This is a genomic window from Bacillus sp. T-10(2022) (genome assembly GCF_056502895.1).
Genome location: NZ_CP113518.1, coordinates 4,400,963 through 4,412,271, shown reverse-complemented (window position 1 = coordinate 4,412,271; position 11,309 = coordinate 4,400,963). Strand labels below are relative to the sequence as shown.

The 11,309-nt window shown below is 38.8% G+C and carries 10 protein-coding genes, 1 riboswitch and 1 other annotated feature; of the genes, 5 read left to right on the top strand and 5 right to left on the bottom strand.

The window, feature by feature from the left end; genetic code table 11:
* Window positions 1-96 precede the first annotated feature (96 nt).
* Window positions 97-1,260, bottom strand: a complete 1,164-nt coding sequence (locus OSJ91_RS21575; protein WP_350299894.1) for an MFS transporter — start codon at window positions 1,258-1,260, stop codon at window positions 97-99.
* Window positions 1,261-1,460: 200 nt separating this feature from the next.
* Between OSJ91_RS21575 and OSJ91_RS21570 the strand changes: the two genes are divergently transcribed.
* Complete coding sequence (locus OSJ91_RS21570) at window positions 1,461-1,694, top strand: hypothetical protein (RefSeq protein WP_350299893.1); 234 nt, start codon at window positions 1,461-1,463, stop codon at window positions 1,692-1,694.
* A gap of 394 nt (window positions 1,695-2,088) precedes the next feature.
* Here the strand turns inward: OSJ91_RS21570 and OSJ91_RS21565 are convergent, their stop codons facing one another.
* Window positions 2,089-2,466: a hypothetical protein gene (locus OSJ91_RS21565; RefSeq protein WP_350299892.1), complete on the bottom strand. Its 378-nt coding sequence runs from the start codon at window positions 2,464-2,466 to the stop codon at window positions 2,089-2,091.
* 385 nt (window positions 2,467-2,851) lie between these two features.
* Window positions 2,852-3,088, top strand: a binding site (T-box leader).
* 60 nt (window positions 3,089-3,148) lie between these two features.
* Here OSJ91_RS21565 and OSJ91_RS21560 point away from each other — a divergent pair.
* The 3 genes from OSJ91_RS21560 (at window position 3,149) to OSJ91_RS21550 (ending at window position 6,738) form a co-directional block, all read left to right on the top strand.
* Window positions 3,149-4,498: an amino acid permease gene (locus OSJ91_RS21560; protein ID WP_350299891.1), complete on the top strand. Its 1,350-nt coding sequence runs from the start codon at window positions 3,149-3,151 to the stop codon at window positions 4,496-4,498.
* Window positions 4,499-4,725: 227 nt separating this feature from the next.
* Window positions 4,726-5,382 (top strand): phosphatase PAP2 family protein, encoded by a 657-nt coding sequence (locus tag OSJ91_RS21555; protein WP_485890383.1) that lies wholly within the window; start codon window positions 4,726-4,728, stop codon window positions 5,380-5,382.
* A 153-nt stretch (window positions 5,383-5,535) separates the two neighbouring features.
* Window positions 5,536-6,738: a hypothetical protein gene (locus tag OSJ91_RS21550; protein WP_350299889.1), complete on the top strand. Its 1,203-nt coding sequence runs from the start codon at window positions 5,536-5,538 to the stop codon at window positions 6,736-6,738.
* 139 nt (window positions 6,739-6,877) lie between these two features.
* Here the strand turns inward: OSJ91_RS21550 and OSJ91_RS21545 are convergent, their stop codons facing one another.
* From OSJ91_RS21545 to OSJ91_RS21535, 3 genes are all read right to left on the bottom strand, one after another.
* The gene (locus OSJ91_RS21545; protein WP_072273439.1) at window positions 6,878-8,266 is read right to left on the bottom strand and encodes an L-cystine transporter; all 1,389 of its coding nucleotides are present in this window, start codon (window positions 8,264-8,266) and stop codon (window positions 6,878-6,880) included.
* Window positions 8,267-8,499: 233 nt separating this feature from the next.
* Window positions 8,500-9,639, bottom strand: coding sequence for a DUF4179 domain-containing protein (locus OSJ91_RS21540; protein ID WP_485890382.1), 1,140 nt, complete (start codon window positions 9,637-9,639; stop codon window positions 8,500-8,502).
* Window positions 9,636-10,202 carry a sigma-70 family RNA polymerase sigma factor gene (locus tag OSJ91_RS21535; RefSeq protein ID WP_350299886.1) on the bottom strand — a complete coding sequence of 189 codons (567 nt, stop codon included), beginning with the start codon at window positions 10,200-10,202 and terminating at the stop codon, window positions 9,636-9,638. Before OSJ91_RS21535 ends, OSJ91_RS21540 begins: the two co-directional genes overlap by 4 nt.
* 290 nt (window positions 10,203-10,492) lie before the next feature.
* Here OSJ91_RS21535 and OSJ91_RS21530 point away from each other — a divergent pair, with 290 nt between their 5' ends.
* The gene (locus tag OSJ91_RS21530; protein WP_485891930.1) at window positions 10,493-11,002 is read left to right on the top strand and encodes a GNAT family N-acetyltransferase; all 510 of its coding nucleotides are present in this window, start codon (window positions 10,493-10,495) and stop codon (window positions 11,000-11,002) included.
* A 107-nt stretch (window positions 11,003-11,109) separates the two neighbouring features.
* Window positions 11,110-11,296, top strand: a riboswitch (cobalamin riboswitch).
* Window positions 11,297-11,309: the final 13 nt, after the last annotated feature.

Sequence of the window (11,309 nt, the reverse complement as noted above, 5' to 3'; positions counted from 1 at the left end):
TGTGCTAATGTTAACGGTTGCCCCTTTATTTCGCTAACTGAATACAAAAAGAGCATGTTTTGATCAAAACATGCTCTTTTTTATGCCGTTTTTTAATTATACAGCTTCCTCTGCCGTATCGAGCCTCTTTCCGTATATCCGATAAAGAACCAAAGCGAATACCATTCCCATAAAGGAGATGGAGGAAATGAACAAGTAAAGGGTCTTCCCGCCGTAAGCCCCATATATGGCTCCGCCTATATAAGAAGCAATGATTCCCGAAACCCCGAAGAATAGCAGCGCCAGTACGGTCTGGCCTGTGGCACGCCATTCCACCGGAACGATCCGATACAGATATTGGATGGCCGCCGAGTAGAAAATCGGGAAAGTCAATAGCTGCATGACTTGCAAATAAGCTAATAGCTGTGGATCGGTAATCCATGCAGAGACGAAATAACGGATAAAGAAAAACGCTGCTGCAAACGAAATGATGATGATTTCCTTACCCTTGCGAAGCCACCAGAAGCTTAGGGCGAACACAACGATTTCACTTCCCGCCGCTAAGAACCAGGTCAAGCCTACAAGCTTGGCACTTCCTCCAAGTTCCCGGATATACACTCCGAGGAAAGTATCGTTCATCCTTGCTGGAACAGCACAGATAAAGACCAATAACAGAAAGAGTAGCGTCTCTTTATTGCTGAAAAAATGCTTAAGGCTGCTTAAGGTGACAGGTTTTCCTGAAACGGGTGCATCAGGCATCATCCAGCTGACAATGAAACTGATCAAACCTATGCCCGCAAAAAGGAAGGCAAGGCTGTTCGCTCCGAAATATGACATAACATAGCCGGTGATTAGCGATATGACCGCATAACCCAATGCACCATATGTCCGGATGGAGCCGTAGCTGATCCCGGATTTCTCTGCAATCGTAAAATTGAGGCTTTCCGTCAGGGGATCGATCGGCATCAGAAAGAAATATAGCAGCATGGCAAACAGGATGAGCTGAAGATAACTGCTTGAATCATAGAGGAAATAACCGATTACGCTCGAGAAAAAGATGAGTAACAACAGGACTTTTCGTATAGTCCTTGTTTTGTCGCTGATCATTCCCCATAAAGGCTGGGTGATGAGGGTGACAAAACCTCCTGTACCGACGATGAATCCAATTTGGGCTGGACGCAAACCTTGATCAGCCAGATAGACTGGGAGAAACGGAATGAAAATGGCAAGCAGTCCAAAATATAAAAAGTTAAAACTCTTTAATAATCGTAATGCTTTCATAAAAAGTATGATACCTCACGTGTTCTATAGAATGGATTGTTTTCAACCCTGTTATTGTATCATTGATGACAGAATTTGAAAAAATAGTTTTAATTTTATGGATGAAAATAGATTTGGTTTCGAGGTTAAATTTCACTTTTAAAAAATGGATTTAAATGATAGAGTTAACACTTATTGTTAATTGAAGAGGGTGGTATTTCATGAATCAAGACACAAAAGTGATTCAAGAGTTGCAGGAATTGAAGCAAAAAGTCGTTCATCTTGAAGACTTATTAACGGAGCAACAGAATAAAAAGGAAAAAGCAGGACCATTTCGAATCTTCCTGGATGCAGTAGTCTCATTGCTATTTGGATTAATTGTTGTAGGACCGGTTATAGTGATTGTCGTTGGGGTTCTGATGGTGGCTGCATCCTGGTTAGGGATGGAATTTTAATCGTTTAGGAGAGTCTCGGAAAATCGAGAAGCTTATTTGAAAATATTGCTTTGATTAGGTAAAACAGGAGCTGTGTTAATTGTGGATTTTTTCCAGCCGGAATTATTGATGAAAAAGACCTTTAAAAGCCGCCGTCATTCCGATTTATCGGTTCCATTTTGTTAGTTAGGATATTAGAGGGTATTTATTCTATAATTATATAAAAATGAATTTGTTAAAATTGACCCAGAGAAATTTGAGCTAATTAGAACGGTGTCATTAGTTGTTATTGCGGGAAGCTTTTTCGTCATTGCTTATACGTTGGCTACTTATTTCGGTGATCTAGTTCAGATGTTAGCTGCACTCGTAAACAAAGGGAATTAATTTGGGCTAGAGGGCAAAATACGCCCTCTTTTTATTTGCTTTGCTCTAAAGTAAAGATTTCTGTATTACCATCCCATTTGATTGTTACATTTATAGGAATACTTTCATTAGTAACTGAACACCCGCTACATGCAGTCGATATATCAATGGTTGGTCCTTCATGGTTTGTTTCATTCTGCTTAGTTTCACCATCATTAATTGAAATCTCCAAAGTCTTGAAAAATACATCGCTGGCTACATCTTTATATTTAAAAGTATAGGTTCCATTTTCCGAATCTTCGGTAGCGGTTGCAACATACTCTCCTTTCCAATGATCGCTCTCCCCAGAAAGTTTCATGTATTTATCACCGTTACTACACCCAACCAAAACAGATAATAAAAAAATCATAATAATTAACGTTTTTTTCATTATGTCCTCCAAACAGATAGTAAGTTATTCGTTAGATTTATTTCCTATATAAATACTATAACATTGAATATATGGAAAAATATAGAGGAAACCGAGTGTAGGAAGAAGGTCACGTTTTTGCTTTTCCATCTAATTATAGACGGGGAAGGAGGTGACCTCATGATACATTTCTAACAGATAAGCTGCCGTAGCAACCAGTCTTATCGCTTGCGTTTGCCAATAAATGGAAATAGAACCACTCATCCTCACAAGATCGTAATAGCTGGCACACGTTGATTTCCCCTAATTTGTTTCTTTGAAAATATTATCCTAAGAAAGTTATTGACAAATTTACTTTGAGTCCGTATAGTATTGGATATTATTAAAAATATTCAGATATAATTTTTTAAACGCAATGAACAGGAGTAGTAAAAGCTCATTATTCGGTGAAGAGAGCTGCGGGTTGGTGCAACGCAGTCCAATGATACTTTGAACTTGCCTGGGAGTGGTGAAGCGAAAGATAGGAATGATTCCATTCTTTTGTTTTAACGATTGACCTTCGTTACAAGGTTTTTAAAGCAGGGTTCTAAAAAGAGCCAATAAGAGTGGTACCGCGGTAAGCTTAAGGCATATCGTCTCTTTCTTCATTTGATTATGAAGGAAGAGACGATATGCTTTTTTTGATTTTTTGGGAGGTAAGGATATGGAAACGGACAAACGGAATTTACAGAGGACAATGACTTCAAGGCATATTACGATGATGGCATTAGGCGGTGCCATCGGGGCAGGTTTATTTAAAGGAAGCAGTTCAGCCATTGATATGGCAGGCCCTTCCGTAATCATTGCGTACTTGATAGGAGGCATCATCCTATTATTTATCATGCAAGGTTTAGCTGAAATGGCGGTCCGCAATAGCGGTGCACGAACATTCAGGGATTTGGTCCAATCGATCTTAGGAAAGTATCCTGCCTATTTCCTGGATTGGATTTATTGGAAAATGTGGGTATTGAATATCGCGGCCGAATCAGTGGTTGCGGCGATTTTCATTCAATATTGGCTGCCCGGATATCCAATCTGGATACTGGCATTAGCTGTTTCGGTTTTAGTTACTGCGGTTAACTTGCTGTCGGTAAAGGTTTTTGCTGAAACGGAGTACTGGCTTGCTTTAATAAAAATTACGGTCATCATTGTGTTCATCATGGCTGGATTATTGTTGCTGCTCGTTACTTTTGGTGATCATACAGCGGTCGGTTTTTCTAACTTGACCGAACATGGCGGTTTCTTTCCGAATGGATCGACAGGTTTGATCACGGCGATGCTGGTGGTAATCTATTCATATGGCGGTACGGAAATCATCGGGGTCACATTAGCTGAAACGAAAAATCCTGAAAAAGTGGTTCCAAAAGCCGTTCGCAGTACATTGGTCAGGATCATTTCTTTCTATATCATTCCTTTTTTCATCATCGTTAGCTTAATTCCTTGGAACGAAGTAAACGGGGTGAAGGAAAGCCCGTTTGTAATGGTCTTTCAAATGATCGGTATTCCAGGTGCCGACCATATCATGAACGCCGTAGTTCTATTAGCGATCATTTCATCGATGAACTCCGGGTTGTATGGTTCATCCCGCGTTCTGTATACTCAAGCCGTGGATGGTCGCGTTCCGAAAATCTTTTCCCGTTTATCCAAGAAGAAAGTACCTGTTCCCGCAATATTAATGTGTACTTCCGCTTTATATGGCGGTGTATTGATTTCCTTATTTGCTGGAAGCAAGACCTTCGATTTCCTAATGGGTTCGCTGGGATATACCGTATTATTCATCTGGTTGATCATTGCTTTCGCCCATTTGAAATCACGTAAACAACAGTCCGGAAAAACAAGTGCCTATTCGGTAAAATGGTTCCCTTATACGACTTGGGCTGCGATCATCGCTTTAATAACGATCCTGATAGGAATCATTTTCACGACTTCCGTAATCGTTACGGTCATTACACTTTGCATCTACATCTTCATTTCCCTAACGTTTGTATGGAAAAAACGACATAACAAAATCTAGAGATGGCAGAGTTAGCACTTTTGCCTTCTCGCATATAAGTTTCGTATCAAGCCGTGGTATATGCCATGGCTTTCGTTATGCATTCTTGGTCGGATGAAAAGTTAGAGATATCCATTTTACTAGTTCATGGGAATCATTAACTTTAGCAATTAAAGAGTTAATCTAGTGAAAAATGTTGTATAATAATCTTTGGAAAAAAACCAATATATTGAAAGCCGGAGCGAGCTATGAAAAACAATTCCATACTATCCTTTCACCCGTTATATTATTTAATACTTTTGGTGATTACTAGTTCCATCTATTCAATCATCAATCAATCTTCAGGTCATGCTGTCGATGTTACGACTATAATAGATGGGGAGATTCCCTTTATTAAAGAATTTGCCGTTCCTTATTTACTTTGGTATCCGTATATTTATGGATTGCTGATTTACTATTGTTTTGTTGACCGAAAGCACTATTTCGTAGGGTTAGGCAGTTTGATATCGGGGAAGCTTCTCTGTTTTCTTGTATATTGCCTTTGGCAAACGACAGTTCCGCGTCCAGAAGTGGTGGGCAATGATATCTTTGCCCAGTTAATGCGATTCATCTATAGTCATGATCAACCTGTCAACTGCCTTCCCAGCATACATGTACTGACCACATTCATCATGATGATCGTCGCCCATAAGCGGAAAGAACAGCACAAATGGGAGTATGCCAGTGTCACTGCATTCGGAACACTGATCATCCTCTCCACGCTTTTTACGAAACAGCATGCTGTATTGGATGTACTCGCTGGAATACTCCTTGCATGTGGGGTATATGCAGCTTTCCAGTATACGTTCCAAGCGCTATCGGCTTTTCAGGCCAATCATTACACAGCAAGGCAAATTAAAAAGTGACCATATGAAAAAAGCCACCGTAAGAATATTCGCTCCCATGAGCTGATATGTTACAGTGGCTTTTTTTGTTTCAATTAAAAATTGGATATTTATGTTAAAACATATATGATATTATGTTTTTAACCTAATGTAACAGTGGAGAGGAGGAAAAGAATGCCTCATCATCTTATTCGGATTGCTGAAGACTTGGTTAAAGCGAAGTTGGAAAATTATTGGCCGGGCTTTGAACTTGTTGCATATGCATTATATGATAAGAGCAAGGTTTATCTATTCAATCATCCTAAATTCAGTAACAATCCACAATGTACATATGATACTTTAAGCTGGGATGTACAGTTTACTGGTGACACAATCATTATGTATGAAGAATATCCCACTGCAATTGTTAATATGGATTACTATGAGGAATATGAAGATTTGTATTCAATACTGGTTCATGAATTATTTCACGGCTATCAGTATATAAAGGATGAAAAACGGTTTTCTGATGAAATGATGGGAATCACATACCCGTTGTCAAAAGAAAATGTGGAATTGCGAAATCAGGAAAGAATAAATCTTTATCATGCGTTGTTGGAAAATAACATAATTAAGAAGAAACAATACCTTAATGCTTTCATTGCCCTAAGGGAAAAAAGAGCAGCCAAAATTGAAGAGTACCTAACATATGAAAAATTGATTGAAACCATTGAGGGACCTGCGTGGTATGTCGAATTGAAGGCTTACTCGGAAAAAAGCCCGCTTGATTACGATTCAGTTTTAAAAAAGTATGCACAACAGCTAACAAACAAATATGAATCTACTTCCAGTATTAGAAGAAGTTGTTATAGTTCCGGTTTATTTATGTGTTTGTTACTGGGGGAGCTTTCACCAGGCTGGATGGAAAGTTTTTTTGATAGAGAAGATACATTATATGACCTATTAAAACAGCAGTCCGGTGACTATATGGAGCATTCAATAGCTGATGTGAAAATAAGTCCTGAAACAGAGGAAGTCATTAATTTTGCTATGGAAAAGAGAATGAAAGCATTTGAAGAGTTTAATAAACAAGCAGGCATTCATTTATATATTGAAGGGGAAATAACTGCTAAATCCTTTGACCCAATGAATATGATCCCATTAGAAGATAGACTGTTACATAAGAGCTTTATAATAGTAAGAATGAACAATGAAGATTTTATTATTCAGCAACCGGTTATTGCCCATGTTGATCATGGAATTCAAAACATAAATAAATTACATCTGATAATAGAGAATGAACCCTCTGAAACCAATGATTCGCTAACCATTGATGGCGTTGGAGAAATAAAGGGAAGATATAAGAAACAAGAAAATATCTGGCATGTACTTATTTAAAATGAATTTTATCTTAACTGGGTTTCAATCATCATTCCCTTATTACTTTTTGCACCAAGGATTTTGGCTGAATTGAATGTACAGCCCATGTAAAAAAGCATCGAACCTCCCATGACAGGAAGTCCGATGCTTTTTTCTTTTACATTTCAGCTTCAATTTTCAAAGATGATTCTTCGCTGAACTGTTCTTTATCAAGGTCGCCCGTTATTTTACTAGTCAGAATACCGGAAGTCATGCTTCCGCTGACATTCACAGCCGTTCTTCCCATATCGATCAATGGCTCGACGGAAATCAACAGTCCGGCCAAGGCGATTGGCAAGTTCATTGCAGATAATACGAGGATGGCAGCGAATGTTGCTCCTCCGCCTACACCTGCAACCCCGAAAGAGCTAATGGCCACGATGGCAATCAACATGGCGATAAAGGAAGGATCAAGCGGGTTGATCCCAACCGTTGGAGCGATCATGACCGCTAACATGGCCGGATAGATTCCGGCACATCCGTTTTGACCGATCGACAAGCCGAAGGATCCGGCAAAGTTGGCAATTCCTTCGGACACGCCTAGTTGTTTCTGTGTTTGGATGTTCAATGGCAGAGCTCCTGCACTTGTTCTTGAAGTGAAGGCAAACGATAATACCGGGAAAGCTTTTCTCAAATATACGATTGGATTCAATCCGGCAAGCATCAGCAATAGCAAATGGATGAGGAACATGACAATCAGGGCGACATAAGAGGCACCTACGAATTTCCCCAATTTCAGGATGGCATCCAAATCACTTGTAGCTACAGTCTTCGTCATGATCGCCAAGATCCCATAAGGTGTTAAACGCAGGATCAATGTTACTACGCGCATGATAATGCTGTGCAATGTATCTACTATTTTAGCAAAAAATTCAGCATGTTCAGGCTGTTTCCTTTTGACCCCTAAATAGGCAATCCCAAGAAATGCAGCAAAAATTACAACGGAAATGGTTGATGTCGGACGTGCACCCGTTAAATCAAGGAACGGATTGGACGGAATCAACTCAAGGATTTGCTGCGGCATCGTTTTATCCTGAATCGTACCGTATGTTTCCGATATTTGATCCCCGCGGCTTAACTCCGCTTCCCCTTGCTCAATTTGTACGGCTTCCAAATTGAATACAGTTGCCGAGGTGATCCCGACAGCTGCTGCAATCGCAGTCGTTCCAAGCAGGATTCCGATGATCAGGACACTGATCTTTCCAATATTGCTAGTCAGTTTCAATCTTGTGAATGCGGATAAGATTGAAATGAAGACAAGCGGCATGACGATCATTTGCAGGAACTTGACATAGCCGGAACCTACAATGTTAAACCAATCGACCGATTTAACGATCGCTTCTGACTGAGGTTCATAGAAATACTGCAAAAGAAGTCCGAATACAATCCCTAAACCAAGTCCAGTAAAGACCCTTTTTGTAAAGGAAATATGCTTCTTATTCATGTAAAATAAAACGCCTAAAAGAACGAGCATTATGGCAAGATTTAAAAACACATAACCAATCATATATATTCCTCCTAATTCCGATTAACCAAATGAGAATAATGAATATCTGAAGACTATGATACATCATCCGTTGATTTTTTACCAGAAGAAAATAATTTATTTTTGACTTTTCAAGTAATTCATGTATGTATCCATATTCATGGACTGAATAAGAAGTCACAAAACAGAGATATACATGAACCTTTCTCCACTCTGGGATCTAGGGTTCAGTATACCTCTTGTAGGTAAAATTGTTATTTCTTCAAATCAATCACGATATCATCCAATACCAACTCTTTTGGAGCACTACTTGGTTTGGTTGGGAAGGATGACACCTTTTCTTCACCATCTTCCGTTATGGTTGCTTCTCCGTGGTTCTCTGAAGTGAAATTACGTAATGTTACATGTGGTGTCGCAATCAGTTTCGTAGCGTTTGGATTGATTTTTTGAAATGTTTTGCTGAAGTTCAAATTATAAGAATCGATACCGCTTCCTCCGTTACCTTGACCAGCATACACATTTCCTAAGTCATCTCTAATGGACAACTCCACATAGGCTTCATCCCATTTGTTTTTGACTGAGTCGGACACTTCTTGATGATAATCAACCACAAAGGACATTGGCGAGATCGATAGTTTTTCGACGGATACTTTTACACCGTGTTGATTCACACTTTTATTGATGACCTTCTCGTTGCTTTCAGTTGCCTTTAGAGAGAAGGCAAAGTCCCAATTTCCTTTTATCTCTTTATCCGTGTCGGTAATACTAATGCTGTTTATATCCCAGTCTATATTTACCTTATCTACTTTAAGATCTTCTAAGTTACTAACCGTTAATAAGCCTACATATTTTTTATCAGCTACTTTTGAAATTCCATCCGATCCTCCTTGGGCTTTCATTTCTTTTATATTCGGGCTGGGAATAAAGAATGATCCGTCACCCAAATCTTCTTCGCTTTCTATAGTATAAGTGATGGTTACCGTTTTTCCGTCATAAATGGCGTCATTTATCGTGAAAGTAAGGCCATTGCTTTCTTCAGTAAGGCCAATTTCGTTAGAGTAGGCCTTATAATCACTATAAAGACCCTTTCCATTATTCTTGATATCATCGGAGAGACCTGAGTTTTCATTACTAAAATAGCTGAAAATATCTCCTATCAAAGGAATGCTTTTAGCAGAAGCGGTAAACGAGAGTCCAATCGTTGCGGTGGATAACCCGAATATAATAGAAGCAGCCAGAACATTCTTTTGCCAGCGTTTCATTTTTTTCTTCTTGCTTATTGATTTTTTTAGGGTTCTTTTGACTTTAGCTTTTTCTAGTTCGCTGACTTCTATTTCCTTAAATTCAGTTTCGTCTATGTCTATATCATTTAATAATTCATAAATATCCTTCATACGACACTGCCTCCTAACTTAAGATTCGTAGCTTTTTGACTTAGCTTCTTTTTTCCCCTATAAATTCGATTATCTATTGATGCTTTGGTCAACCCGAGTTTTATCGAGATATCCTCATTTTTTAAACCAAGAAAGTACTTCATGATAAAAATATCCCGATCTACAGGTTCTAAAAGGTCAATTAACTGAAGCAGTTCTTTTCTGTCTTCCAGTATAATCAGTTCGTCTTCTGCAGATTTTTCTGGATCTACTTCTGTGTAACCTGATGTAAGCTCCATTTTCTTCATGGCTTTTCGGTAATAATCAATCGCTTTAAACTTAGCGATCGCACAAATCCATTTTCTGAAATCAGTTGTATCCCCATGGAACTTTATTGAATTGTTCCAGATTGAAAGAAAAATATCATTGATGCATTCTTCCATGACACCGTCGTTCCTAAGAGGAGAGAGAACCTTATATGTTACCCCCTTGATTAGTGGCAAATAGGTATCCACTATAAATTCCAATGCGTCTTCTTCTTGGCGTTGCAACCGCTCGATAAAATTTTTATTCGTAGACTTCATGACATGATTCCCCTTGTTTTTTGTAAAAGCTTTTACACTTTATACAACGTATATAAAAATATTTATTCTCAACTTTTTTGGGGTTTTTATAGAAATTAGTAGATACGATGGTTCCATTAAAATTTGGAATGATATGGTATAGAGGGTATCAAATTTTGTCAGTATGCGACAGTGTTATCCATATAAACGGTTTTCAATATATATTTATCAGGGAGGATAAGCCCTTGGTTTTCTTGAATGATATATCAGGCCGCATATGCTTAGCGTTTTTTTGAAAGGATGAAAGAATGATGGATATATACATTGAAAGGCTTAATGAACGGGATGCACAAGCGTTATTTGCATTTGAATGCAATAATAGAAGGTTTTTCGAGCAAACAGTCCCAAGCCGGGGAGATGATTATTATAGCTTTGGAACGTTTGGAATCAGGCATAAGGAATTATTAAAAGAGCAAGAAGATGCTATCTCCTCTTTTTATTTGATTAAGGATGGTTCAGGCATAATCGTCGGCAGGATTAATCTTGTGGATATCGACCCTATTAAGGGGACGGCTCATGTCGGTTATAGAATCGGTGAAGCGTTTACGCAAAAAGGGATTGCGAACGAAGCTTTAAAGCTTTTGGTCAATCTGGCGCCGGAATTAAATGTGACTCAAATACATGCCAAAACGACAAGCGACAATATCGGTTCCCAAAAGGTTTTAGTGAAAAACGGTTTTGAACGGATTTCGATTAATGAGGAAATTAGTGCGGATACTGTTCAAAAGCTAACTTTCTACCATTATAGAAAGTATCTATAAATCCATATTCCTCTATTAATAGACCGCATTCCCATTTTTTTAATTGTGAAAAGATGGGGAGTATACTATACTAACGTTGTATTTAATGTTTGGAAAATTTTGCGAAGTTCATATATTTGCCGCTGGGTGCCTTTGTGTGAACAAAGGGTAACAGGGAATCGGGTGCAAATCCCGAGTGGTCGCGCCACTGTAACCAAGGAGTTTTCTTTCAGGATGTCACTTGACTCAGTCAGGGAAGACGAAAGGAAATGTTGATTTGGAAGCCAGGAGACCTACCCAGTGAGCATCACCAATTTTTCCTTCGCTG